Consider the following 25,247-nt stretch of genomic DNA (forward strand, 5'->3'; position numbering starts at 1 on the left):
ACCCACGACCCGCCAACCCGCTAGACCGCCGACACCGGCTTCCGCGCCGCCGGGTCGCGTCAGCCGGACGGCACCACGATGCTCCGCGGCTCGCCGAGATCGCGCAGTTTCCTCGCGGAGCGAATGCTCGGCGACCAGCGCGCACAGCTCGGCCGCGACCACGGCGAAGGGCCCGGCTCACGTGATCTTCGGAGATTGTTGGCGGCCGGATCGCCGGATCTTCACCCCGCTTGCGTAATCATCAGCGAGCTTGTTCTCCGCTGAGAGGGGCGTTGCCCATGCCACGGAAACTCACGGTCGTGTTGGTCACCATCGGGCTCGTCGCCGGTGCCGGCCCCGTTCCGGCGCAGGCCGAAGCGCGGCGTCCGGCGGGCGTGCCGGGGCCGCCGGACAGGGACGGTGCCGGTTCGGGCGAGCGCCCGGACGCGCGGGCGGCCGTCCTGCCGTCGTCGGCCACCATCGGGAAGCTGCGGTTCACGTCCACGACCGAGCTCGCGCCCGGTGTCGTGTTCAAGACGTTCGAGACGACCGGCATCGGCGGCCCGGTGCTCGGCGACCTGCTGGACGTGGACCTGCGCGGCCCCGGCGTCAGCATGGGCCTGCTGCATCCGCCGAACGTGGCCGCGCGGCAGAGGGTCTCGGCGATGGCGGACGCGCAGCGCGCGCTGGCCGGGATCAACGGCGACTTCTTCAACGTCAGCGAGACGCGTCCGGGCGTGGTGGCGACCGGGTCGTCGTCCGGCCCCGAGGTGGACGACGGCAGCCCGCTCAAGGGCGCGGTGCCGGACGGGCAGCGGTTCGGCCCCGCGCTGCCGCCCGGAACGTCCGCCGAGGACGTCATCGGCGTCGGCGCCGACAAGCGCGGGCATCTCGGACGCCTGCATCTGACCGGCACCATCCGGGCGGGCGCCACGCGGATCGCGGTGCGCGGGCTCAACCAGTACGCGCTGCCGGTGGGGAGCGCGGGCGCGTTCACCGACGAGTGGGGCGGCGTGTCACGTCAGCGCGCGGTGTGCGGGACGGACACCGTCCGGAATGCTCCCTGCAGCACGAACACCGCCGAGGTGACCGTCCGGCGGGGCGTGGTCACGAAGGTGGCGGACGAGGTCGGCGCGGGCGCCATCCCGCAGGACACGACGGTGCTCGTCGGGCGCGAGGACGGCGCGAACGCGCTGCGCGGGCTGCGTCCCGGCGACCGGGTCCGGATCGGCTACCGCTTCACGAGCCCCCGGAGGTTCAGCTTCGCCATCGGCGGCTTCCCCGTGCTGCGGGACGGCGAGCCGCTGGCCGGCCTCGACCCGAAGGGCCCGGCCCCGCGCACGGCCGCGGGCGTGAGCCGCGACGGCCGCCGGATGTACCTGGTCGTGGCGGACGGCCGATCGGAGCGCAGCGCCGGCCTGACCGTCGCCGAACTCGCCTCGCTGCTGGACGAGGCGGGCGTGGACGACGCCGTCAACCTGGACGGCGGCGGCTCGTCCACGTTCGTCACCCGCAGCGGCGGGAAGTCGGTCGTGCGCAACGTGCCCTCGGACGGCCGGGAACGCGCCGTCGCCAACGGCATCGGCGTCTTCGTGGACGGCTCCCGCCCCTGAGAACGGGTGAGGCGCCGGCGGGGAGGACGTCGAGGGCGTCGTCCCCGCCGGCGCGATCGGCCGCCCGAGGCAAGCGGCCGAGGCGGGTGGCCGGAGCGATGGCCACCGGCCGGAGGCCGGGTGGTTACCGGCCGAAGGCCAGCATGACGTGGCCCTTGTCATTCGGGTAGTTGGTGAACATGTCGCCGGTCAGGACGTAGACCATCCCGTTGGCGACGACGGCGCCGCCGCCTCCGGCGAGGGAGCCGCCGCGCCCGGTGCCGCCGTTGACGGTCGGGAAGTCGGCGATGGTGTCGAAGCTCCACAGCACGTCGCCGGTCTCGGTCGAGTACGCGCGGAACTTGCCGTCCATGCTGCCCTCCCAGACGAGTCCCGGCGAGGTGGTCACCGCGGGCGGGTGACCGAGCCGGCACACGTTCGGGTACTGCGCCGCGCCGCCGGTCGTGCAGCCGTCGGACGGGTTCGGCTTCTTCCAGATGATGTGGCCGTTGGCGGGGTCGATCGCGAACAGCGTGCCCGGGTTCGCCATGTAGGTCGCCACGTAGAGGCGCTGGCCGTCATAGCTCGACCCCCACTGGATGCCGCTGAGCCCGCCGCCCGGCATGGGCTCGGACAGCTGGCGCTGCCAGACGATCTCGCCGGTGGCGGCGTCGAGCACGTGGTAGACGCCGACCTTCTGGCCGATGCCGATGAGGCGCCGCCCGTTCGCGGTGAAGATGTTCGCCGTGGCGCCGAGGTCGAAGTCGAGCGCGGTGCCGTCGGGCAGGTTGGGGCAGTACTTCTGGTCCTCGGGCGAGGGGCTGTTGCATTCCCGGCGCCAGGTGTCGACGTCGGTCATCTTGCGCGTCCAGCGCGGCTCGCCCGTCTCGGTGTTCAGCGCGAGGACGGAGTCGAAGTGCCCGCCGCTCCCGCTGTAGTTCTGCCCGGTGCCCACGTAGAGCGTCTTGGTGGACGGGTCGATGGTGGGAGAGCTCCACACGCCCGCCCCGGACGGGCCGTAGCGCGGCTGGCCGTTCGGCCAGGTGCCGTCCTGCTTCGGCTCGGGGACGGTGTAGAAGCGCCAGTCGAGCTTGCCGGTCTTGATGTCGCGGGCGTCGACGTGGCCCCGGAACCGGCAGCAGGGGTAGTTCTTGCCGTTGAGGTTCTCGCCGCTCGACGTGCCGACGTAGACGCGGCCCTGGAAGACGATCGGGGAGCTGGTCAGGGTGGCGCCGGGGAAGTCGTCGATCCGTTCGGCCCAGGCGAGCTTCCCGGTGGCCTGGTCGAGGGCGTACAGGTAGCCGCGGGTGTCGCCGAAGAAGATCTTGCCCTCGGAGATGGACGCGCCGTCGCGCACCTGGGTGAAGCCGGTGCCGACCGTGGACAGGTCGAACTGCCACTTGAGCGCGCCCGTCTTCGCGTCGGCGGCGCGGTAGACGCCGTCCGGCCCGCCGAAGTAGATCGTGTCGCCGACGACGGCCGGCTGGCTGCGCGGCCCGCCCGCCTGGCGCGGGTAACCGAACGCCCACTTGAGCTTGAGCTCGCCGACGTTCTTCGGTGTGATCTGGTCTTCCGCGGCGGCGTGCCGGCTGCCGAGGAGGTCCTTCGTCCAGGTCGGCCAGTCCGAGTCGGGGGCCCGCTGGTGCCCGGACGCGGCGGGCCCGGAGGCGACGGCCCCGCTCACCAGCAGGCAAGCGGCGACGGCCAGTGCGGCCGCCCGTCTTATGGGACGCATCGTCAGTTTTCCCTTCGGGAATTGGGAGCTTCGAGGGTGGGGCTCAGGAACCTCGGGAGTTCCTGGAGCCGCGGGGATTGCGGGCGGCGCGGGTGGCGCGGCCGCCGCGGGAGCTTTGGGATCCCCGGGAGTTCTGGGAGCTTTGGGAGCGCCGGGAGGGGCCCGGCAGGGCTCCCCTGAGCAGGCGGTCGCGCAGAGCGCCCGTGTTGCGCCGGCTGACGGTCAGTCGCGTACCGCCGACCCTGAGCGTGCACCGCCCCGACTCGACGACCATCTCGTCGATGTGCGCGAGCGAGACCAGGTGCGACCGGTGGATGCGGACGAATCCCGCGTCCCGCCACGCCTCCTCCAAGGCGGCCAGGGAGACCCTGACCAGGTGGCTTCCGGCCCCGGTGTAGAGGCGCGCGTAGTCGCCGTGGGCCTCGGCGTACCTGACCTCCGACCGCCGGACGAAATGCACGGCACGCCCCAGCCCGACCGGGATGAGCTCGTCGGCGCCGGTGTCCTTGACGACGACCACGACGACCAGACGTTCCTCGTCCTCGGCCGGGCGGGGCGGCAGTCGCCCCTGCTGTGCACGGCTCTGCGGCTGCGTACGATTCTGCGACTGTGCCAGTTCCTGGGTTGGTGTTCGACTCGGAGCTGGCGTACGACTCTGAGACTGTGTTCGACCCTGAGACGCGGTAAGACTCGGCGGGGGTGTTCGGCTCTGGAATGAGACCGGACGAGAATGAACCGCTGTGGCTCGCATGCGCTCATGGAATCCGCGCGGCCGGGGGCGTTCAAGAGGCCGATGCGAAATCTGGCACGTAGCGCACAATCTGCGGCATTCCACGTCAATCCGCCTGGTCGATGAAGTGCTCAGTCAGCCGATTACCGTTATCCAGATTACTTACCGAAGGCCATGTACTTCTTCCAGAAGTCGCAGTGGTGCTGCCTTCCGATCTCCCTGGTCATCTCGCTGTCACCCGCGGGCACCAGCGACATGACGCCTTGGTCGGACTCGGTGAACGGCGTCCACAGCGGGGTGCCGTCCACGGTCGGGTTCCCGGTGCGGGCGAATCCCGTCCACTGGGCGGTGAGCTGCTTGCCGAACGACGCCTGGTTGGGCGTCAGCGTGGTGTTGCCGAACGGGCTGAGGAAGATGCTCTCGCTGATGTGGTACGACCCGTTGGGCTTGGTCGCGTCCAGGAAGAACATCGGCGGGGCGTCGGCGTTGTCGGTCTGGTAGGCGAACAGCTTGATGTGCTTGGCCATCCGCTGGTCGTTGATGAGCGCCGGGCAGACGGAGTTGGAGTCGGCCACGATGGTCCGGTACGCGATGAACGGCGAGGGGTCCGGGAACCGCTCGATCGGGTACAGCTTCATGACCTCGTCCGCGGCGTCGCCGTACTGCTGGCGGATGTTCGCCTGGTACTCGGCGGGCGTGTTCGCGGACGGGAGCTGCGTCTCGTCGCGGTCGACGCCGTGCATCAGCGCGACGTTGTTGAGCTTCCCTTCGGCGAACGCCTGGGCGGGCGACATGGGCAGCACCTCGCCGTCGACGACGGGCCCTTGCGTCCCGACGTCCGCCCCGACGCCGCGGCCGGTCTGGTCCAGGAGCCGCTGGACGGGGACGGCGCGCAGGCAGGCCGCCACGTCGGCGGCGTTCCCGCAGCCCACGGCCGCCGCGAAGCGGTCGGCGGCCTGCTGTGCCTCCGCCCGGGTCGGCAGGTCGGCGGCGCAGTCCTGCGGCTGCCACTGCACGTCGTTGCCGCGCCGCGAGTTGTACTCGCCGCTCTGCGGGATGCCCTTGTGGAACAGCCCCTTCGCGGTCGGCGAGGCGGTGTTGGCGCACACGCTCGACCCGCCCGCGGACGCGCCGTAGATGGTCACGTTGTTCGGGTCGCCGCCGAACTTCGCGATGTTGGCCTGCACCCAGCGCAGCGCGGCCTGCTGGTCGCGGAACGCGTAGTTACCGGAGGTCTCGCCGAACGCCTTGTGCGACATGAACCCGAAGATGTTGAGCCGGTACCGGACGCCGACGTGCAGGACGCCGCCGTTCTTCACCAGGTGCTTGCCGTCGGACGGCGCGCCGAACCGGAACCCGCCGCCGTGCAGTTCGACCATCACCGGCAGCGGCTTGCCGTCGGTCCGCTCGGGGGCGGTGACGTTCAGCCGGAGGCAGTCCTCGTTCGTCGAGCCCTGTCCGAGCCCCGGTGGCTGCGGGCAGGTCGGGCCCGCGGCGTTGGCCTCAAGCGTGTTCGTCCAGGGAGCCGCCGGTTGCGGTGGAGCCCAGCGCAGATTTCCAAGCGGCGGCGTCGCGTACGGAACACCGAGCCAAGTCTTGACACCATCGGCTATCTGGCCGCACACCGGGCCTTTGTCCGTCTGGACGGTCGTGCCACTCGCGCATACCAGCGCTTTGCCGGAGCCGTTGTGCCCGGCGTCGGCGGCCTGTGCCGCGGGGAGCACGGGAGCGAAGGCGACCGCCGCCGCGCCGATCGCCGGGACGATCCATTTACTGATTTTCACGCCCGACGTGTTCCTGCCGGATCTTCTCGCGCCCGAGGCCGTTGTTCCGGTCCTCTTTTTCGGCATTCTCATGCTCGGCGTCCTTTACCGTCGGCTACAGTTCGACGGGCTCCCGGCAGGCGGTAATTCCGCGCCCGCCGCCCGTCCCCCCAGCGGGTGGACGATAAGTCCGGCATAAGCCGACGTAACAGGAGAATTCGCGCCGTTCCCGCTGAGCGGTGCCGCCGACTCGCCAAGCGGTGCCACCCCACCGGCGGACGGCCCCGGCACAGCCTCCGCGGCCGGTCAGTCAGGCGGTCCTGGGCCGATCCCGGTCGCCGGGAGCGCGGCTGGCGCGGTCGCGGGCACACCATTACTCTACCAAACAGTTGTTAGAATAACGCCGGGCGAGCGCGAGGGCGGCAGCAGATGGATCTGGAGTTCGGGGCGGCGGACGAGGAGTTCCGCGCGGAGGTACGGGCGTGGCTGCGCGAGCACGTCCCGTCCGGGCCGCTGCCGTCGCTGGAGACCGCGGACGGCTTCGCGGCGCACCGGGAGTGGGAGCGGACGCTCGGCCGGGCACGGCTCGGCGCCGTGTCGTGGCCCGAGGAGTACGGCGGGCGCGGCGCGTCCGTCCTGCGGTGGCTGATCTTCGAGGAGGAGTACTACGCGGCCGCCGCGCCGGGACGCGTCAGCCAGAACGGGATCAACCTCCTCGCCCCGACGCTGCTGAAGCACGGCACGCCGGAGCAGCTCGCGCGCGTCCTCCCGCCGATGGCCGGGGGCGGGGTGATCTGGGCGCAGGCATGGTCGGAGCCGGGCGCGGGCAGCGACCTCGCGGCGCTCCGCGCGACCGCCACCCGCACGGACGGCGGCTGGCTGCTCGACGGGCAGAAGACGTGGAGCTCCCGGGCCGCGTTCGCCGACCGGGGTTTCGGCCTGTTCCGCTCCGATCCGGGCGAGGCGCGCCACCGCGGGCTGACCTACCTGATGTTCCCGCTGGACGCGGACGGCGTGACGGTCCGCCCGATCGGGCGGCTGGACGGAAGGCCCGCGTTCGCCGAGCTGTTCCTCGACCGCGTGTTCGTCCCGGACGAGGACGTCATCGGAACGGCCGGCGACGGCTGGCGCGTCGCGATGGCCACCGCGGGCAACGAGCGCGGCCTCACCCTCCGCAGCCCCGGACGTTTCATGGCGGCGGCGGAACGCCTCGTCCGGCTGTGGAAGGAGCGCGCGGACCCGTCAGACCCGGCGGACCCGTCCGGCATGGCGATGCGGGACCGGGTCGCCGACGCCTGGATCCGGTCCCGGGCCTACCGGCTCAAGGGATTCGAGACGATCTCGCGCGGCGACGACATCGGCTCCGAGTCGAGCCTGAACAAGGTCTTCTGGTCGGAGCTGGACGTGGCGCTGCACGAGACCGCCCTCGACCTGCTCGGCCCGGACGGCGAGCTGGAGTCGGAGTGGCTGGAGGGCTACGTGTTCGCGCTCGCCGGGCCGATCTACGCGGGCACCAACGAGATCCAGCGCAACGTGATCGCCGAGCGGCTGCTCGGCCTGCCGAGGGGGTCCCGGTGAAGTTCGTCCTCTCCGCCGAGCAGCGCATGTTCGGCGAGACGCTGCGCGCCGTCCTCGCGGAGTCGGAAACCCCGAAGACCATCCGCGCGTGGGCGGCCGGTGACACGGGCCCCGGCCGGGCGCTGTGGTCGTCGGTCACCGAAGCGGGAGTGTTCGCGCTCGCCGTGCCGGAGGGCTCCGGCGGCGCCGGGCCGCTGCCGGTCGAGCTGTGCGTCGCCGCCGAGGAACTCGGACGCGCCGCCGCCCCCGGCCCGTACGTGGAGACCCTCGCCGCCGCCGAACTCCTGGGCGGGGGCAAGTCGCCGTGGCCGGCGCGGATCGCGGGCGGCGAGGCGATCGTGTCGCTCGCCGTCCCGCACGCGCTGGACGCCGACATCGCCGACCTCGTCCTCACCGTGGACGGCGCCGAACGCGAACCCGGAGAGCCCGCCACGTCACTGGACCCGGCACGGCGGCTGTTCCGCGTCCCGTCCGCCGCTCCTGGTTTCACCGATTTCGGCGCGCTGCTGTGCGCGGCGCAGCAGATCGGCCTCGGCCGGTCGCTGCTGGACGTGTCCGTCGCCTACGCCAAGACCCGGCGGCAGTTCGGACGTCCGATCGGCGAATACCAGGCGGTCAAGCACCACCTGGCGAGCGCGCTGGTCGAACTCGAGTTCGCGCGCCCGCTCGTGTACGGGGCGGCGCTGTCGTACGGGACGCCCGACTTCGCGCGGGACGTGTCCGCCGCCAAGGCCGCCGCGTCCGAGGCGTCCTACGCGACGGCCAAGACAGCGCTTCAGGTGCACGGCGCGATCGGCTACACCGACGAGTACGACCCGTCCCTGTGGATCCGCAAGGCACGCGCCCTGTACTCGGCTTGGGGCACCCCGTCCGAGCACAAGGCGCGCGTCATGGCCGCGCTCTGAGCTCGACGCGGCGGACCTTGCCGGACGCGGTCTTCGGGAGGTCGTCCGCGAAGACGACCTCCCGGGGGACCTTGAAGTTCGCGAGCCGCTCGCGGCAGTGCCCGATCAGCTCGTCCGCCGTGACGTTCCGCCCCGGCCGGAGCCGCACGTAGGCCCGCCCCACCTCGCCAAGGCGCACGTCGGGGACGCCGACGACACCCGACTCGGCGACGGCGTCATGGCGGGCGAGCACGTCCTCGACCTCGGCCGGGTAGACGTTGAAGCCGCCGACGACGAACATCTCCTTCGTCCGTCCGGTGATGGTGAGGTTGCCGCGCTCGTCCAGGCGCCCCCGGTCGCCCGTGTCGAGCCAGCCGCCGTTGCGGATCGTGTTCGCCGTCGCCTCCGGGTCGCCCAGATAGCCCTTCATCACGTTGTAGCCGCGGACGAGCACCTCGCCGTCCGTCCCCGCCGGGACCCTCGCGCCCTTCTCGTCGACGATGGCGACTTCGACGTCCGCGATGGGCCTTCCGCAGGTGGTGGCGATCGTCTCGGCATCGTCGTCCACCGAGCAGGCCGACACCGTCCCGGACGACTCCGTCAGCCCGTACGCGGTCACGACCTGCGGGAACAGCTCGGCGCGGATACGCCGCACCAGCGCCACGGGCACGTCCGCCGCGCCCGTCACGGCCAGCCGGAGCGAGGAGAGGTCCCGCTCGCCGCGGCCGGGGGCGTCGAGCAGCGAGGTGTAGATCGTCGGCGGCCCCGGCAGGACCGTGATCTTCTCCTGCTCGATCAGCCGCAGCGTCTCCGGGACGTCGAACGTCCGCTGGAGCACCATCGTGGCGCCCGTCAACAGGCAGGCCAGGACGCCCGCCTTGTAGCCGAACGAATGGAACATCGGGTTGACGATCAGGTACCGGTCACCGGCCCGGACGCCCGTCCGGCCCGTCCACGCGCGGTAGGTGCGGACGTTCTGCTCGTGCGTGCACATGACGCCCTTGGGCTTGCCCGTCGTCCCGGACGTGAACAGAACGTCGGCGATGTCGTCCGCCCGGACGGCCGCGGCTCGCGCATCGGCCTCCGTCTGGGGGACGGCCTTGCCCGCGAACTCGTCCCACGTCCTGACGCCCGGCCGCGCGGGCCCGTTGAGCGTGACCACGGCCTCCAGCGCCGGAAGCCCGGACACGACGCCCGCCCCGTCCAGGCCGAGCATTCCGGGATAGTCGATGCCGAGAAACCCGTCCTCCACGAAGAGGAGCCTGACCTCGGCCTTGGCGAGCGGCCACCGCGCCTCGTCCCCCTTGAACCGCGTGTTCAACGGGACGAGCGTCGCCCCGGCCCCCATCGCGCCGAGCACGGTGACGATCCACGCCAGCCCGTTCGGCGCCCAGATCGCGACGCGGTCACCGGGCTCGATCCCGGCGCCGACGAACGCGCCCGCCGCCCGCCGGGCGCGCTCCCGCAGCTCCGCGTGGGTCACCCGGACGTCGCCGTCCACGACGGCCTCCGCCTCCGGAAACTCCTCTGCGGCCCGCGCCAGCGTCCCCGGAATCGTCAGCTCGTCCATAACCGTTCATCATGGGCGCGGCCGGGCCGACCGGGCGAAGCCTCATCCCGCTCACCGGTACGCGGCGGCGTCAGTCGTCCGGGCCTCGGCGCAGCCCGCCGGACGGGCGGCAAGGCGGTCCTCATCTGGAGCAACGGGACCGCCGTCCTGCACGACCTCGGCATCGCCCTGGACGGCGCGGGCAACCGCATCGACAGGATCGACGCCCTGACCTCGGACGGCCGCCTGCGCACCACCCAGGACATCGCCCACACCGCCGCCCGCTTCGGCTTCGAGACCAAGGCCATCGCCCGCCGCGACCTGATGGACCGCCTCGCCGACGGCCTGCCCGGCGGCCTCGTCCGCTACGGCATGACCTGCGAGCGCATCTCCCAGGACGGCGACCGCGTCACCGCGACCTTCGGGGACGGATCGTCCGCCACCGGAGACCTGCTCATCGGCGCGGACGGCCACCACTCGATCGTCCGGCGCCACCTGTGGGGCGACGGCGCGGTCCGTCCGGCGACCTTCGGCACCTGGCAGGGCCTCAGCCCGATCGACGTCGACCTCACCGGCACCCACCGCCACTACATGATCACCGGACGGGAGGGCGCGTGCGGGCTCATGCCCGCCGGGGACGGCCTCCTGCAATGGTGGTTCGACGTGCGCTGGTCCCCCGCCGACCCGCGCCCCGCCTCCCCGCTGTCCGGCCTGAGGCGCCGCTTCGGGCACTGGGCGGCGCCCGTCCCGGAGGTGCTCGCCGCCGCCACCGACGACGACCTCGAGTTCTTCGGCCACCACTGGAACAAGGTCCGCCGCGTCTGGGGAGACGGCCGCATCACGCTGGTCGGCGACGCCGCCCACACCATGCCGCCCACCCTCGACGCCTCTTCCCGGAAACGTCCCAGACCACCATGCTCGCCCGCTTCAGCAACCGCCTCAGCGCCCCCGCGTCGCGAAGCGACACGAAGGTCCCTTAGGCGACGTAGGACGCACGCGTTTCAGACGCGGACCGCGAGCCCCGGGTACTCCAGGACGAATCCCGTCTCGTCGTAGACGAGGCAGGCGGTGTAGTCGAAGGCGGGCGCGTCGTAGTAGTAGCGCTGGTGCCGTTCGGCGTCGGGCAGCCGCCGGTAGGTCTGGTCCAGGCGGGAGACGGTCAGGTCGGCGGCGCGGACGTAGGCGGCGGGCGCGTCCGCGGTCTCGTCCACGGCCAGGCGCAGCCGGTGCACGGGCAGCGCGTTCGTCATGGCGGACGACTCCAGGTCGACGTCGAGGCAGCCGTCCAGTTCGGGGACGTGCAGGCCGTCGACGAGCCACCGTCCGGGCCCGTCCCGCCGGAGGCTCACCCGTCGCCCCTCGATCGGGTGGACGATCTCGGCGCCGCGCGTGTGCCAGTCGTCGTCCACGTCGATGACGTACTCGACGGCCCAGGGCGTGCCGTCCTCGACGGCCGTGGTGACGCCGTGCAGCGTCCAGCCGCCGCCCGTCCGGGTCGATCGGAGGACCTCGAACCCGGCACGCGCGTCACGGTGACGCCAGGCCGCCGCCGGCGGCGGTTCCGCGAACATGCCGCCCATCGTCTCGCAGGTCAGGCCCTCGGTCGAGTTTGGAATAGAGCATTCCGTTCTGATAGAGCGGCCGCCCACCCCGGCCCGCCACCCGGCGATCGGGCGGCGGGCCGGGCGGTCGCCAACAGGCTCAGCAGGTGCCGAGCATCGAGGTCAGGGCGCTCTTCTCAGCGCTGTCGACGGTGAGGCCGTAGTACCACTTGACCTGGATCCAGGCGCGGGCGTAGGTGCAGCGGAACGCGGTGCGCGGCGGCTGCCACTGGGCCGGGTCCTGGTCGCCCTTGGACTGGTTGACGTTGTCGGTGACGGCCCACAGCTCCGGGCCGCCGAGGTCGTTGGCGTACGCCTGGCGGCGGGACGTCGTCCAGGCCCAGGCGCCGGAGGCCCACGCCTCGGCGAGCGGCACCATGTGGTCGATGTCCACGTCGGAGGCGAGGGTCCAGGTGGCGCCGTCATAGGGCGAGTACCAGGAGCCCGACGTCGGGTAGCACGCGGAGTCGGTGACGACGTTGGTCCCGTCCCGCTTCAGGACGGTCTCGCGGGTGTTGCACGCTCCCGAGATGGTGATCCAGTGCGGGAACAGGTCGCGGTTGTAGGTGCTGCCGTGGGACTCGGCGGTGACGGTGAGCGCGGCCAGCCGGGAGGTGGCCGTGGCGGCGGACGGGATGTTGGGCGGCGTCGCCGACGCCGGCGTCCCGAGGACGCCGATCAGCGCCGCGCCGAGCATGGCGGGCAGCAGGAACAGGGACGTTCGTCGCATGGGGGTTGCCCTCCTGCGGCCGTTCCCGGCCGGGGCCGGAGGCTCCTGTGAGGGCGGGAACGGCGGCTCTGCGACCGTGGCATTTCACGGTAAGTGTCTGAAATGTCACGCTTTGCCCAAGGTGCGGGCGCGGTTGGGCGGATGCTGCCGTAGGCTCCCCGGTCGCACCCGGCATGACCTGCGACGATGGCTCCGGCGGGAGCCGGTACGCGGGCGCAACGTACCGGTGAAAACCCTGCTAACTCGCTCTGTACGGAACGCTCCGGGCACCAAAGGTCCGGTCGCGGCGTCCGTTCACATGTCGGCGCCCAGGACCAGGCCGCTCGTCGGGACGCCCGTCCCGGCGGTGACGAGCACGTTGTGCACGTCGCCCGGCTGGTTCACCGAGGTGCCCCGGACCAGCCGGACGCCCTCCGCGATCCCGTTCATGCCGTGCAGGTACGCCTCGCCGAGCTGGCCGCCGTGCGTGTTGAACGGGAGCCGCCCGCCGAGTTCGAGGTTGCCGTCGGCGACGAAGTCCTTCGCCTCGCCCCTGGCGCAGAAGCCCAGCTCTTCGAGCTGCGGCAGGACGAGCGGCGTGAAGTGGTCGTAGAGGACCGCGGCCTGCACGTCGGCCGGGGTGAGCCGCGACTGCGCGTAGAGCTGCCGTCCGACCAGGCCCATCTCGGGGATGCCGGTGATCTCCGAGCGGTAGTAGCTCGTCATCATGTGCTGGTCGTTGCCGGAGCCCTGCGCCGCGCCCCAGATCAGGGCGGGCGGGTGCGGAAGGTCGCGGGCGCGTTCGGCGGACACGACGACGAGCGCCTGGCCGCCGTCGCTCTCCTGGCAGCAGTCGAGGAGGCGGAGGGGCTCGGCGATCCACCGCGACGCCTGATGGTCTTCGAGGGTGATCGGGCGGCCGTAGAACCACGCGGCCGGGTTGGTCGCCGCGCGGCGGCGGTCGACGACGGCGATCCGCCCGAAGTCCTCGCTGGTCGCGCCGTACTCGTGCATGTAGCGGCGGGCGAACATGGCGACCCACTGCGCGGGCGTCGCGAGCCCGGACGGCGTCATCCACGAGTAGGCGGCGCGGTCGGCGCTGACGTCCATGGGGCGGTCTGCCTGGCCGAGGCCGTAGCGGGTGCCGGAGCGTTCGTTGAACGCGCGGTAGCAAACGACGACGTCCGCGACCCCGGTGGCGACGGCCATCGCCGCCTGCTGGACGGTCGCGCACGCCGCGCCCCCGCCGTGCCCGACGCGGGAGAAGAACGTCAGCTCCCCGAGGCCGAGGTTCCGCGCGATGTGGATCTCGGCGCTGGTGTCGGCGGTGAAGGTGACCATGCCGTCCACGTCGGACGGCTGCAGGCCCGCGTCGGTGACGGCGGCGAGCACCGCCTCGCAGGCCAGCCGCAGCTCGCTGCGCCCGGAGTCCTTGGAGAACTCGGTGGCGCCGATGCCCGCGATCGCGGCGGCCCCCGGCAGGACGCTCATGCGCCGCTCCCCTCCGACCGGCCGTTCAGCTGGACGACGACGGTGCCGGTGACGTGCGGCCCGAGCGCGTTCACGCCGCGCACGGCGATCTCGACCCGGCCGTCCTCGGCGTGCTTGGCCGCGACGGTGCCGGTCAGGACCATCGTGTCGCCCGGGTGGTTGGGCGCGCCGAGCCTGATCCTGATCGCCTTCACGACGGCGGCGGGCCCGGCCCAGCCGGTGACGTACCGGTCGACCAGGCCATTGGTGGTGAGGATGTTCATGAAGACGTCCTTGGAGCCGCGCTCGACGGCGAGGGACGGGTCGTGGTGGACGTCCTGGTAGTCGCGGCTCGCGATGGCGGTCGCGACGATCAGCGTCCGGGTCACCGGGACGCTGAGCGCGGGCAGTTCCTCCCCCACGGCCACGTCCTCGAAGCTGCGGTTCACAGGGCGGCTCCCAGCAGGGCGAGGTCGGCGGACGCGCCGCCGAGCGTCCCGGAGATCTGCTTGCCCCACAGGAAGTGCCGGTGCACGGGATAGCCGACGTCGACGCCGATGCCGCCGTGCAGATGCTGGACGCGGTGGACGACGTTCAGCCCGCCCTCGTCCGACCACCATTTGGCGACGAGCACGGCCGATTCGGCGTCCTCCCCGGCGGCGATCAGCGAGACCGCGTGCCACAGGCAGACGCGCAGCGCGTCGATCTCGATGTAGCAGTCCGCGAGCTGGTGCTGCACGGCCTGGAACGCCGCGAGCGGGCGCCCGAACTGCTCCCGTCCGGCGAGATGCGCGGCGGCCAGGCGGAGCGCGCCCTCCGCGACGCCGACCTGGGTGGCGGCGAGCGCGACGCGGGCGAGGCGCAGCGCGGTGCCGAGCGCGCCGCCGCCGAGCGGGTGCGCGGGCGCGGCGTCCAGGGTGAGGTGCCCGGCGCTGTCGTGGGTGGTGGTCTCGGCGCGCTCCCACGACGCCCCGGGCGCGGACGCGTCGAGCAGGTAGAGGCCGGGGCCGTCCGCGGAACGGGCCGCGACCAGCACGTGGCTCGCGCCGTAGGGCGTCGGGACGGCCGCCTTCGTGCCGGTCAGGATCCAGCCGTCGCCGTCCTTGACGGCGGTGCAGCGCGGCTCCGCCGGGTCGGACGACGGGGCGAACTCGTCCAGCGCGAGGGTCGCCCGCCGCGAACCGTCCACGAGCGCGGGCAGGATCTCGCTCCGCGCGGGCGGCGTGCCGTGCCCGGCGACGGTCAGCGCGGCGACGACGGCGGGCCAGACCGGGACGGGCGCGACCGCGCGCCCCTGCTCCTCCAGCAGGACGGCGAGCCCGGCGGCCCCGAGCCCGGCACCGCCCGCGTCCTCCGGAAGCGCGACGCCGAGCAGGCCCGCGCCGCCCAGCGCGGCCCACAGCGTCTCGTCGAACCCGGTCACGGACCGTTCCGCGGCCCTGATCCGCTCCTGCGTGGCGTGGTCGGTGAAGATCTGCCGGGCGAGGTCCCGGACGGTCTCCAGTTCCTCGCCAAGGGTGAAGTCCATCAGGCGCCCTTCTTCTCGGCGGGACGGAACGCGGGCAGGGACAGATCGGGGTCCGGGTCGATCCAGTCGACGACGACAGGCATCCCGATCTCGACGTCCGCGGGGGCGACACCGGTCATGTTCGCGATCAGCCGCGTCCCCTCGGCCAGCTCGATCACCGCGACGACCAGCGGATACTCGAACGCCGGATGGCGCGGATGGTGGTTGACCACGTAGGTGTGGACATGGCCCTCGCCGGACGCCTCGACCGTGTCCCACTCGAACGAGCCGCACTGCGGGCAGCACGGCCCTGGCGGGTGCCGCAGCGACTTGCATTCGGCGCAGCGCTGGATGACGAGGCGGTGCTCGCGGGCCGCGTCGAACCAGAACGCATTGTCCTGGTTGATCGCGGGCCTCGGGCGGAGCGCCTTCGGCTCAGGCTTCTCCTTGGGACGGAAGCGGAGCGTCCGCCACCGCTGCGTCGCGACGACCTCGCCGTTCGCGTCCCGGTACGTCCTGACGGTGCTGATGAAGCGTCCCGCGCCCAGCGCCGTTTTCTTCTCCGGGGAGATCGACTCGACGGTCTCCTCGACGCTGACGCGGTCGCCCGGCACCAGCTCCCGGTGGAACTCGAACTCCGAGTCGGTCGCGACGACGGACGTGTACCCGCCTTCGGCGAGCAGCCCGTTCAGCTCGTCGGCCGCCGACGGTTCAGAGGCAGGTTCGGGCGCCGGGCGGACGGACGCCGCGTAGCCGCGCATCGTCCACCCCTGCATCATCGACGCGGGCGCCACGATCCCGTCGCGTCCTGACGCCCGTGCGGCCTCCTCGTCGAGGTAGACGGGATTGTCGTCCGCCATGGCCTCGACCCAATGGCGGATCATCGGGACGTTCACCGCGTCCTGCCCGAAGCGTGGCGCCATCAGCTCGCGTCCGGCCCACGACTGGAGCCGGGTCTCGTAGTCGGTCATGACCGCCTCGACCTCGGCAGTCCCAGCCCTTGGACGGCGACCATGTCGCGCAGCACCTCGTTGACGCCGCCACCGAACGTGTTCACGATGCCCTGCCTCGACAGCTGCTCGATCTGCCCGTGGAGCACCGCGCCCGGGGATTCGGGACGGATCCGCCCGGCCGCGCCGAGAATCCCGGTCAGCGTGCGCTGGACGTCGATGTGCGTCTCCGTCCCGTACGCCTTGGCGGCCCCGGCCTGCGCGCCGGTCAGCGTCCCCGCCTCCACGGCCATGGTCATCTTCCAGTTCATCAACCGCATCGCCTCCAGCCTGGCGTGCGCGCGGGCCAGGTCGGCGCGCACCCAGGGCAGGTCCAGGACGCCGTTCTCGCGGGCCCAGTCGCGGACGTCCTCCCACAGCCGCACCATCCGGCCGCCGAGCGCGGCGAGGCCGACGCGCTCGTGGTTGAGCTGGGTGGTGATCAGCGTCCAGCCGCCGTCGACGTCCCCGACCACCGACGACGCGGGCACCCGGACGCCGTCGTAGTAGGTCGCCGTGACGACCATCCCGCCGACGGTCTGGATCGGGCTCCAGGAGAACCCGTCCGCGTCGGTCGGCACGATCAGGATGGAGATGCCCTTGTGCTTGGGGGCGTCCGGGTTCGTCCGGGCGGCGAGCCAGATGTGGTCGGCGGTATTGGCGCCGCTGGTGAACACTTTGCCGCCGTCCACCACGAAATGGCCGCCGTCGAGGACGGCCTTCGTCCGCAGCGACGCGAGGTCGGTGCCCGCGTCGGGCTCGGTGTAGCCGATCGCGAAAACGATGTCGCCGGAAAGGATGCCGGGAAGGAAGGCGCGTTTCTGCTCGTCCGTGCCGTACCGCATCAGCGTCGGGCCGACGGTGTTCACGGTGACGAACGGAAACGGCAGCCCGGCCCGCTGCACTTCATCGAAGAACACGTACTGCTCGGCGATCGACTTGCCCTGCCCGCCGAATTCCACGGGCCAGCCGTAGCCGAGCCGGCCGTCGTTGCCGAGCATCTTGACGATCTCGCGGAACCGTTCACCGCCGACGCCCTGCTCCCCCGCCCGGCGGCGCACATCGGCCGGTAGCAGGCCGGCGAAATAGGCCCGCAATTCCGCGCGCAGCTCCCGGTGCGCCGCCGTCTCACGCAGATCCATGCCAACAACCCCTCACGGAAGGAAACGCTGCCTGCCGGCGGCGGCGAACTCCGCGCGGAGCGCCGCCTTCTCGGCCCCGGTCATCAGCGCGTATTCGGGCGCGCCCCGTCCGGCCCAGCGGTAGACGGGGTCGCCGGTGCGCCAGCCTTCGAGCTGCATCTCCTTCTTCCTGAGCTTCCCCGAGCCGGTCGCCGGCAGCGCGTGCGAGACGCGGACGAAGCGCGGCGCGCCCTTGGTGCCGAGATCGTCCTCGACGGCGAGGAACGCGGGAAGACCGAGATCCTCGAACTCCACGCCTTCGGGGATCTCGATCGCCGCCATCACCTGGTCGCCGGAGCGGGGGTCGGGGACGCCGAACGCGACCGCGTCCACGACCTTCGGATGCCGCCGGACGACGTTCTGGGTGAGCAGCGCGGAGATGTTCTCCGAGTCGACGCGGATCCAGTCGCCGGACCGTCCGCCGAAGTACAGGAACCCGTAGCCGTCGACGTAGCCGAGCAGGATCAGCGGCATCGTCACGGCTGCGTGGATCTGCCGGGCGTCCTTCAGCAGGTAGAGATCCTCGTACGGGTATTCGCGCAGGAACCGGCGTCCGACCAGCTTCACGCCGAGCCTGATCGGCTGGGGCATGACGGCGGCGAACTCGTGGATCGGCGCGTCGCCCTTGAACAGGTACATCGGGTTGACGAGCGAGCTGCCGGCGGTGAGTTCGAGGGCGTCGAGCGAGCCGTCCGCCTCCAGCCATCGGGCGACCTGGACGGCCTCGTCCAGCCAGAAGCCACCGGGCACGCCGTCGTCCATGTTGAGCTTGGCCGTGATCGCGATGCGATCCCCCACGGCGTCCCGCACCGCCCGCGCGATATCCCGCGACAACCAGGCCCGGTTCGCCAGCGGCCCGCCGTACTCGTCCTTCCGATGGTTTAGCTTCGGGCTGAGGAACGCGCTGGCCAGGTAGTTGTGACCGAGATGGATCTCAACGGCGTCGAACCCGGCCTCGATCGCCATCCGCCCCGCCCGCGCATGCCCCTGGACGACCCGCTCCAGGTCGGCCCGCGTCGCCGCCTTGGTGAAGCTCATGCTCGTCGCATGGAAGCGGCGACCAGGCGCGAGCGCCGGGGCCCCGTTCCCCTTGGGGTTCGCCACAGGTCTTGCGTGCCCGATCTGCGCAGCGACGGCGGCACCCTCGGCATGCACGGCGTCGGTCAGTTCGCGCATGCCGGGGAGGGCTTCGTCCGTCCAGAGGAGTTGCTTGCGATGGGTACGCCCGTCCGGCGCGACAGCGCAGTAAGCGACGGTCGTCATCCCGACACCGCCCGCAGCGTGCCGCACATGAAACTCGATCAGCTCGTCCGTGACGAGACTCTTCTTGCTGAGCCCCTCGTATGTCGCCGCCTTGACGATGCGGTTCCGCAACGTGACCGGCCCCAATTTCGCCGGGGCCAGCACGTCGGGTATCGGGTCGTTCATCCGGCTCCTCCGTCCGGACCCGACGTTAATCACCGGGACGCCCGCCCACGGCGAACATCCCGCTGACTGGGAGCGCTCAGCCCCGACCCTGCCCGGGAACATGCGCCCCTTCAAGGCCAGATCCAGCACCAGCCCCACGCACCGCCACCCCATGGGCAGAAGGGCAACCCGAAGCAGCTCCAGCCTCCGCACTGCCGCGTCATGAAACCCCGGCCGTGGTCGTCCCAAAGCGGACAGTGGCGGGCGCGGGTCCTAGGGGCGGGGGAGACTTGGCCGGACGAGGAGGTCGCCGATGGGGCGTCGGTCCGTGGGGGCTTTCAGTGCGCCCGGGTACGGAGAGTTAGCGCGGTTCGGCGACGCAGTCGTCCTTGCCGTGGACGAGGAGACCCGCGAGCGCGTCGTCCTGCGGTACGTGCCGATGCGTGCGCTGACCGATCGCCTGCGGTATGCGGCGTTCAGCGCTGACCTGGCTCGGCTGGCGGACGTCCCCGGCGGGAGGACGCTCCGGTTCCGGCGCTTCGTGGCGGATCCCCGGCTGGACAGGCCCGGCCTGTACGTGGGTCTCGGGGCGGGCGGGGCGCTCGTGTACGACGCGGTGCCGGGCATCGGTCTCGGGCGGCTGCTCGACCGCGGGCCGCTCAGCGCCGAGGCGGCCCTGGTCGTGGCCATGGACGCGGCGGCCGGGCTCGCCGACGCCCAAGGCGCTGGCGTCCGGAATAACTTGGTGGCGCCATGCCGGATCCTCATCACCGAGGATGGCCGCGTGCTGCTCGCGGGGCTGGCCCTCGGGACGGTCGAGGGGCCCGACCTGCTGCGGCGGGCTCCCGAGTTGTGGAGCCACGCGCCGGTCTCGGCGGACACCGACCGCTACGCCCTCGGTTGCGTCCTGTTCGAGTGCCTCACCGGCCGGCCCCCGTTCCCACGCGCGGCTCCGTTCAGCCTGATGGCGGCGCACACGACGGCTCCGCCGCCGCTGGACGACGTCCCCGCCCCGGTGCGCCCGCTGCTCGCCGTGGCGCTGGCGAAGGAGCCGCCGCGCGACCTGACGCCGGCGCGGGTCGCCGCGCAGGCCGCTGCCGCCTACGGCCCGGACTGGGAGAGGCGCGGGCGCGAGGTGCTGGCGGCGCGGGCGGCGGCATTCGTCCGTCCGTTCCCGGCGGTTCCGCCGGTGCCTCCGGCGCGACGGGACGTGCCGGTCGCCGTCCGGGCGGGCGTCGCGATCGCCATCGCCGCCGTGGTCCTCATCGTGGTCGCGGTGGTGACGGCGCTGGTGCCGGACGGCGACGACCCGCCGTCGGCGGCACCGGGCCACACGGTCACCCGGCCCTCGGCCGACCGGGTCACGAAATCGCGGCGGTCCAAGCCGCCCCGGCGGGCCGCGCCGCCGCCGGGGCGGTGCCCGGCGGGCGGAGGGTTGCGGATCACGCCGCGGAGCGGCGGACCGGGCACCCGCATCACGGTCAGCGGCGCGGGCGTCGTCGCCAACGGCAGGGTCCGGGTCAATTTCCACGCGGACACCATGGGCACCGCTCCGACTGACGGCGACGGCTGTTTCCGAGTGCGGCTTCCCGTCCCGAGACCGGACTTTTACTCCCATTTCCCCGGCGTCAGCTTCGACATCCACGTCACGGAATACAATTCGGCCGGGACATATGTGGGAAACGGTCCCGGCCGGGTCGGTTTCATGTTGGCCGGATAAGGCAACCAAACGCGATCAAGCACGCCTGCCGGAAGGGTCGGCTTACTCTGATGGCGACGTCAATTCCCGGACGTGATCGGGGGCGTGTTTTGGTCGAGCTCTACCTCGCGTACGGAAGGGCGGACGCCGAATGGGTCCGGAAACTGTGGCGCCGGCTCCACCGGCACGGGGTCGAGGCGTTCTTCGACGAACTCATCCTCCCCGGGGACAGCGTCATCCACTCGCTGGAACAGGCGCTCCGTGACACCACCGCGGGAATCGCCGTGTTCGGCCCCGGACTCGCGGGCGACCGCTGGGCGCTCACCGAGTACGACGCGCTGTTGCGCTCCTGCGTGGAAAAGGGGCTGCCGTTCATTCCGGTGACGTTCGGCGGCGCGCCGATAGCGCCCTTCGCCCGCGACTGGGCCTGGGTGGATTTCGCCGACGCCGGCCCCGGCGGCGAGAAGTTCGATCATCTGGTGGCCGGAGTGGTGGACACCCTCCGCGGCGGCGGAACGGCCGCCGAACTGCCGGAGAGGGACGTGCTCCGCGAACCTCCACGGCCCCTGCGCGAGCCCGAGCGGCGTTCCGTCGTGGTTTGCTACGCCCCCGCGGACGCCGAATACGGCAGGGGCCTGGTGGGGCGCGTCCAGGAGGCGGGCCTGCCGGTCTGGTCGGTGCGGAGCCTGCGCCCCGGCGACCGCCTCGTCTGGACGACCCGGCAGCAGCTCCGCCACGCGACGGTGGTCGTGGTGGTGATGTCCCCGGCCGCGCAGGACTCCGAGGACGTCACCCGCATGATCCTCGAAGCCCAGTGGCATGAGCGGCCGTTCTTCCCCGTGCTCGTCGCCGGGCGGAGGCACTACCTGCTGGCCGACCTGTGGTGCGCGGACGCGCACGCGGGCGGGCCGCTCGGCGACGGGCCCCTCGCGCATCTCGTGGCGCTCCACGAGGCGGCGCTGAGCGGGCGTCCCCTGCCGGAGCCGGAGCTGCCGTCGGCGTCGGCGCCGTCCGTGTTCCGGCCGTCCGGGGCCCGGCCCGGCCGCGTCCCGGCGTCGTTCGCGCTGAAGCGGCTGCGCGCCGCGCTGGCCGAGCGCGAGTTCGAGCACGCCGACCTGCTCACGACGACGCTGCTGCTGGAGGCCGCGAACCGGCTCCAATCCGGTGTGCTGGGGCGGCGCGACGCCGCCGCGCTGTCCTGCGACCTGCTGGCCGGGCTGGACGAGCTGTGGGCCGCCGCCACGGACGGCCGCATGGGGTTCCGCGCCCAGGCGGCCATCGCACCGGTCGGCGGCAGGGGCCACGCCGGTTTCCTCGCCCTGTCGACCGGGCTCGGCTGGCGCGTCTCCGCCGACGAGGCCGTGCCCGCCTACCGCGAGTTCGCCGCTCGCGCCCTCGGCCGGCCCGGCTTCTTCCCCACGCTGCGCAACCCGCGCGGCGAACAGCGCATGGACTGGTACGACGACTGGACCCAGACCGTGCTGACCGTCCACACCCGGCTACGAGAGTGCGGAGTCCGACCGTGACCCTGTTCCTGTTCCTGTTCGTCCTGGCGGCCGGAGCCGCGGCGACCGGCTACGTCTACTGGCTGGGCCGCCGTGTCGTGCCCGTCGACCACGTCGGCATCGTCCGGTGCGTGTGGGGCCGCCCCCACCCGGACGCGACGTTCCGGAACGTGGTGCCGGACACCGCGCGGGGCGTGCTGGCGGCCACCCTCCCCGCGCAGCGGCCGACGTGGCTGATGCCCTGGCTCTACACCGTCGAGCCCGTGCCGCGGATCTACGTCCCGGAGGGGATGGTCGGCCTCGTCGTCGCGCTGGAGGGCCAGAAGCGTCCGCGCGATCGGCAGGTGGCGCTGCCGCCCGTGGAGGACTGCGACCACTTCCAGGACGGAGCGAAGTTCCTGCGGGGCCGCGGCGAGGAGGGACCGCAGGCGGTGACGCTGCCGGGCGGCTCCTCCTACGCCATCAACACCGCGCTGTTCACGGTGCGGACCGTGCCGCGCACGTACGTGCCCGACGGGACGGTCGGGCTGGTGAAGGCGAAGGTCGGGAAGGTCCGCGAGGCCGGTCAGCCGTTCGCGCGGCACGTCCCCTGCGAGGACTTCCAGGACGGGGCGACGTTCCTGCGGGGCGGCGGTGAGCAGGGACGGCAGCTCGCGGTGCTCGCGGGCGGCACCTTCTACGACATCAACCCGGAGATATTCGAGGTGCTGACCACCGAGAACCTCGGCGCGGGCCGGGAGGGGCTGGTGGCCGAGCAGCTCGCCCTGACGTCCATCCCGGTGGGGCACACCGGGGTCGTGATCACCCGCGACGGCGACGAGCCCGACGAGAACGAGAAGGTCGGCCCGCGCGTCGGCGGGCACCGCAACTTCCGGCTCGCCTGGGAGTTCATCGATCGCGGCGGGCGCCGCGGCGTCCAGCAGGAGACCCTCAAGGAGGGCTCGGAGTACGCGCTCAACCCATGGTTCGTCCAGGTGCTGCTGGTGCCGACGTTCCTGCTGAACATGGAGTGGAACAAGAAGGACTCCGCCAAGCAGGGCAACTACGACGCCCGGCTGCACGAGCTGGATCTGGAGACGAGCCAGGGCATCCGGCTGCGGGTCGAGGTCTCGCAGTCCCTGCGGATCCCGTCCGCGGCGGCGCCGCGGCTGGTCAGCGAGTTCGGCAGCTCCCCCGACGCGGGGCGGCTGGCGGGCGGCGCGCTGACCGACGACCCGCAGCCCGTCCAGCGGTTCGTGGAACGGGTCCTCGGCGCCACCGTGGAGAACTACTTCGTGGAGATCACGGCCGACTCCACCGTGAAGGAGTTCCTGTCGGGCATCCTCGACATCCGCACGAACCTCAGCTCGCAGGTGCGCAACGCGCTCAAGGCGTGGGGCGTGGAAGCGGTGCGCACCAACATCGAACGGGTCAGGTCGCTGGACCAGGTGTACTACGACGAGCGGCAGCGGATCTTCAGCGAGGACACCCGGGGCGACCTCCTCGCCAGGCAGATGGAGCACGCCGACGCCGAGCAGGCGATCGAGTTCACGCGGATGGAGACCGAGAAGAAGCGCCTCATCCTGCAGATCGAGGCCGAGGCGGAGCTGCTCGGGGCCGACCACGTGCGGCTCTCGCGGATGATCCAGGACATGTCCAAGCTGCCCGTGCCGAACTACATCGGCGGCGACCTGTCGGGCTACCTGGAGTCCATGCCGATGAACCTGGTGCGCAACCTGCTGGAACAGCTCCGCACCGCCGAGAAGCCCCCGGAGACGGTCGCCGAAGCGCCCCCCGTGGCGCAGGTCGTGGCGTCCGAGGACGAGCCCGACCTGTGGGACGAGCCACCAGGCCCGCACGGGGGCGACGGCGGTACGAGAGAGGACACCTGACCGGGGGTCGCGGCGTTCCCGGCCTCACACGCGGGCGGGACGCTGACCGCGCAGGGCCCGGACCAGCACGTCGAACCTCTCCTCGAACGGCGCCGGATCGCGGAAGTCGACGCACCGGCGCTCGGCGAGGAACACCGGAAGCTCACCGGCGCCGTGGACGACGGGGATGAACCGCAGGCCGCGCTCGATCGACCGGGTCATCAGCGCGGCGTACTCCTGCCGTGTCACGGGCTCGTCCGGGGTGCGCCCTCCGACGATCATGAGCGCGTTCCGCGCCCCCCGGATCCCCGCCTCCACCCGCTCGACGAACAGGTCGCCCGCACCGACGTCCCAGGCGTCGAGCCAGGTCGTGAACCCGGCCGCCTCCAGCCGGACGGCGAGGCCCCTGGCCCACGTCTCGTCGTCGCGCGCGTAGGCGACGAACACGTCCCGGTCATCACCGGGTCCCCCGGACGGCGCGGACGGCGCTGCGGCGGGCGGCGCGAGCGTGGACGGCGGAGGGCCGGGAGGCGCGGACGGGATCGCGGCGCGCGACAGCCGGAACTGCCGGACCGCGTGGACACTGCCGACGACGCCCGCCGTCGCGGCGACGACGCCCGCCGCCGCGCCGACCAGGGTGATGACCAGCGACAGGTCGCCCATCAGTGCGGCCCCGGCCTGCCGGCGGCGTCCGAATGATCGAATACCGGGACCATGGTTGCCACCGAACCAGATTATTTGACCGTCGCACCAATGCAACAGCGGTTTCCATTCGCAGGGCGGCCGATAACTCCCCCCGGAAACCCGCTCATTGATCAACGAGATTTCCGGTAACGCCGAACGCCGGGCCCGGGCGAAGTGAGTGGCCCGAGGGGGCCGTTGGCGGACGTCCCGCTGAGCGGTACGGCCCGGTGCCGCCCGCGATCGGGGACGGTGAACTTGACCGGCGGCTGGACGCGATGGGCCGCCAGTTCGAGGAAACCGTGGCGCGGCTCACCGACAACCAGGAGGTCATCGCCGGGATCAAGGCGTTCCTCCGGATGCTCCGCACGGAGACCGCCTGAACCCGCGAGCCGATGGGCCGAAGGGCGGGCGCAGGTCAGCGCGGGGTGGGCCGGATCGGGCGGCAGATCAGCTGCCCGGACGCCGAGGCGAGCAGGGTCCGCTCGTCCGACCAGAGCCGGTTGCGGAAACCGATGAGCCCGTCCTCCGCCACGTCCGCGGTGCCCTCCCCGAACAGCCATTCCGCCGCCACCGCGGGACGATGGAACTGCACGTTCAAATCGAGGTTCGGGGCGATGAATCCGCTGTCCGGCGGGTGCGCGCTCCAGACCGCCGCCCAGGCGATCGTGTCCAGCAGGACGAGCTGGCGCGCGACGTCATCGGTGGTGTGCCCGGGAAATCGGTACCACGATCCGTAGTACGGCTCCCCGGCCGGGCGGTTCTCCTGATCGTCATGCCAGACGATGGGCTTGCCCACGAAGTTGTTCCACATCGGCGGCGGGGGAGGGTCCGGGTC

General features: G+C 72.1%; 22 protein-coding genes. 8 read left to right on the top strand and 14 right to left on the bottom strand.

Annotated elements, in window-relative coordinates; all coding sequences use genetic code 11:
- Positions 1–278 precede the first annotated feature (278 nt).
- Positions 279–1,592 carry a phosphodiester glycosidase family protein gene (locus ETD83_RS23150; RefSeq protein ID WP_138647252.1) on the top strand — a complete coding sequence of 438 codons (1,314 nt, stop codon included), beginning with the start codon at positions 279–281 and terminating at the stop codon, positions 1,590–1,592.
- Between the two features lie 124 nt (positions 1,593–1,716).
- On the opposite strand, the gene ETD83_RS23155 is transcribed toward ETD83_RS23150, so the two are convergent.
- The 3 genes from ETD83_RS23155 to ETD83_RS23165 all read right to left on the bottom strand — a co-directional run bounded on the left by ETD83_RS23155 (position 1,717) and on the right by ETD83_RS23165 (position 5,820).
- Positions 1,717–3,306 (bottom strand): outer membrane protein assembly factor BamB family protein, encoded by a 1,590-nt coding sequence (locus tag ETD83_RS23155; RefSeq protein WP_138647253.1) that lies wholly within the window; start codon positions 3,304–3,306, stop codon positions 1,717–1,719.
- Between the two features lie 43 nt (positions 3,307–3,349).
- Positions 3,350–3,826 carry a LytR/AlgR family response regulator transcription factor gene (locus ETD83_RS23160; protein ID WP_230421110.1) on the bottom strand — a complete coding sequence of 159 codons (477 nt, stop codon included), beginning with the start codon at positions 3,824–3,826 and terminating at the stop codon, positions 3,350–3,352.
- Between the two features lie 368 nt (positions 3,827–4,194).
- On the bottom strand, positions 4,195–5,820 hold the full coding sequence (locus tag ETD83_RS23165; protein WP_230421111.1) for a carboxylesterase/lipase family protein: 1,626 nt from the start codon (positions 5,818–5,820) through the stop codon (positions 4,195–4,197).
- 408 nt (positions 5,821–6,228) lie between these two features.
- On the opposite strand from ETD83_RS23165, the gene ETD83_RS23170 reads away from it, so the two are divergent.
- The gene (locus ETD83_RS23170; protein ID WP_138647255.1) at positions 6,229–7,377 is read left to right on the top strand and encodes an acyl-CoA dehydrogenase family protein; all 1,149 of its coding nucleotides are present in this window, start codon (positions 6,229–6,231) and stop codon (positions 7,375–7,377) included.
- Positions 7,374–8,282, top strand: a complete 909-nt coding sequence (locus ETD83_RS23175; protein WP_138647256.1) for an acyl-CoA dehydrogenase family protein — start codon at positions 7,374–7,376, stop codon at positions 8,280–8,282. The genes ETD83_RS23170 and ETD83_RS23175 overlap by 4 nt, the downstream gene beginning before the upstream one ends.
- Here ETD83_RS23175 and ETD83_RS23180 read toward each other — a convergent pair.
- A complete protein-coding gene (locus ETD83_RS23180; protein ID WP_329602962.1) occupies positions 8,266–9,762 on the bottom strand; it encodes a FadD3 family acyl-CoA ligase in 1,497 nt (498 codons plus the stop codon). The genes ETD83_RS23175 and ETD83_RS23180 overlap by 17 nt on opposite strands.
- On the opposite strand from ETD83_RS23180, the gene ETD83_RS23185 reads away from it, so the two are divergent.
- Complete coding sequence (locus tag ETD83_RS23185) at positions 9,736–10,866, top strand: FAD-dependent monooxygenase (RefSeq protein WP_138647258.1); 1,131 nt, start codon at positions 9,736–9,738, stop codon at positions 10,864–10,866. The genes ETD83_RS23180 and ETD83_RS23185 overlap by 27 nt on opposite strands.
- Here the strand turns inward: ETD83_RS23185 and ETD83_RS23190 are convergent.
- The 8 genes from ETD83_RS23190 to ETD83_RS23225 all read right to left on the bottom strand — a co-directional run bounded on the left by ETD83_RS23190 (position 10,812) and on the right by ETD83_RS23225 (position 18,695).
- Positions 10,812–11,381 carry a putative glycolipid-binding domain-containing protein gene (locus tag ETD83_RS23190; protein ID WP_138647259.1) on the bottom strand — a complete coding sequence of 190 codons (570 nt, stop codon included), beginning with the start codon at positions 11,379–11,381 and terminating at the stop codon, positions 10,812–10,814. The two genes, ETD83_RS23185 and ETD83_RS23190, sit on opposite strands and share 55 nt — an antisense overlap.
- A gap of 130 nt (positions 11,382–11,511) precedes the next feature.
- The gene (locus ETD83_RS23195) at positions 11,512–12,141 is read right to left on the bottom strand and encodes an HNH endonuclease family protein (protein WP_138647260.1); all 630 of its coding nucleotides are present in this window, start codon (positions 12,139–12,141) and stop codon (positions 11,512–11,514) included.
- A 294-nt stretch (positions 12,142–12,435) separates the two neighbouring features.
- Positions 12,436–13,611, bottom strand: coding sequence for a lipid-transfer protein (locus tag ETD83_RS23200; protein WP_138647261.1), 1,176 nt, complete (start codon positions 13,609–13,611; stop codon positions 12,436–12,438).
- A complete protein-coding gene (locus tag ETD83_RS23205) occupies positions 13,608–14,039 on the bottom strand; it encodes a MaoC family dehydratase (RefSeq protein ID WP_138647262.1) in 432 nt (143 codons plus the stop codon). The genes ETD83_RS23200 and ETD83_RS23205 overlap by 4 nt, the downstream gene beginning before the upstream one ends.
- A complete protein-coding gene (locus tag ETD83_RS23210; protein WP_138647263.1) occupies positions 14,036–15,118 on the bottom strand; it encodes an acyl-CoA dehydrogenase family protein in 1,083 nt (360 codons plus the stop codon). Before ETD83_RS23210 ends, ETD83_RS23205 begins: the two co-directional genes overlap by 4 nt.
- The gene (locus tag ETD83_RS23215; RefSeq protein WP_138647264.1) at positions 15,118–16,068 is read right to left on the bottom strand and encodes a bifunctional MaoC family dehydratase N-terminal/OB-fold nucleic acid binding domain-containing protein; all 951 of its coding nucleotides are present in this window, start codon (positions 16,066–16,068) and stop codon (positions 15,118–15,120) included. The genes ETD83_RS23210 and ETD83_RS23215 overlap by 1 nt, the downstream gene beginning before the upstream one ends.
- Entirely contained in the window at positions 16,065–17,228 is a 1,164-nt protein-coding gene (locus tag ETD83_RS23220; protein ID WP_138647265.1) for an acyl-CoA dehydrogenase family protein, read from the bottom strand. Before ETD83_RS23220 ends, ETD83_RS23215 begins: the two co-directional genes overlap by 4 nt.
- 12 nt (positions 17,229–17,240) lie before the next feature.
- Positions 17,241–18,695 carry an oxidoreductase gene (locus tag ETD83_RS23225; RefSeq protein WP_171064387.1) on the bottom strand — a complete coding sequence of 485 codons (1,455 nt, stop codon included), beginning with the start codon at positions 18,693–18,695 and terminating at the stop codon, positions 17,241–17,243.
- A gap of 373 nt (positions 18,696–19,068) precedes the next feature.
- Here ETD83_RS23225 and ETD83_RS23230 point away from each other — a divergent pair, with 373 nt between their 5' ends.
- The 3 genes from ETD83_RS23230 to ETD83_RS23240 all read left to right on the top strand — a co-directional run bounded on the left by ETD83_RS23230 (position 19,069) and on the right by ETD83_RS23240 (position 23,749).
- Complete coding sequence (locus tag ETD83_RS23230) at positions 19,069–20,394, top strand: protein kinase family protein (protein WP_138647267.1); 1,326 nt, start codon at positions 19,069–19,071, stop codon at positions 20,392–20,394.
- 89 nt (positions 20,395–20,483) lie between these two features.
- Positions 20,484–21,899, top strand: coding sequence for a toll/interleukin-1 receptor domain-containing protein (locus ETD83_RS23235; protein ID WP_171064388.1), 1,416 nt, complete (start codon positions 20,484–20,486; stop codon positions 21,897–21,899).
- Positions 21,896–23,749 carry an SPFH domain-containing protein gene (locus ETD83_RS23240; RefSeq protein WP_138647269.1) on the top strand — a complete coding sequence of 618 codons (1,854 nt, stop codon included), beginning with the start codon at positions 21,896–21,898 and terminating at the stop codon, positions 23,747–23,749. Before ETD83_RS23235 ends, ETD83_RS23240 begins: the two co-directional genes overlap by 4 nt.
- Positions 23,750–23,773: 24 nt before the next feature.
- Here the strand turns inward: ETD83_RS23240 and ETD83_RS23245 are convergent, their stop codons facing one another.
- Positions 23,774–24,391 carry a toll/interleukin-1 receptor domain-containing protein gene (locus ETD83_RS23245; RefSeq protein ID WP_138647270.1) on the bottom strand — a complete coding sequence of 206 codons (618 nt, stop codon included), beginning with the start codon at positions 24,389–24,391 and terminating at the stop codon, positions 23,774–23,776.
- Positions 24,392–24,639: 248 nt separating this feature from the next.
- Between ETD83_RS23245 and ETD83_RS42720 the strand changes: the two genes are divergently transcribed.
- Entirely contained in the window at positions 24,640–24,792 is a 153-nt protein-coding gene (locus tag ETD83_RS42720; protein WP_171064386.1) for a hypothetical protein, read from the top strand.
- A 35-nt stretch (positions 24,793–24,827) separates the two neighbouring features.
- Here the strand turns inward: ETD83_RS42720 and ETD83_RS23250 are convergent.
- Positions 24,828–25,247, bottom strand: a 420-nt coding sequence (locus ETD83_RS23250) for a PaaI family thioesterase (protein WP_138647271.1), incomplete at its 5' end; no start/stop codon positions are given.

The sequence above is a fragment of the Actinomadura soli genome (assembly GCF_005889715.1).
Classification (GTDB): Bacteria; Actinomycetota; Actinomycetes; order Streptosporangiales; family Streptosporangiaceae; genus Spirillospora; species Spirillospora soli.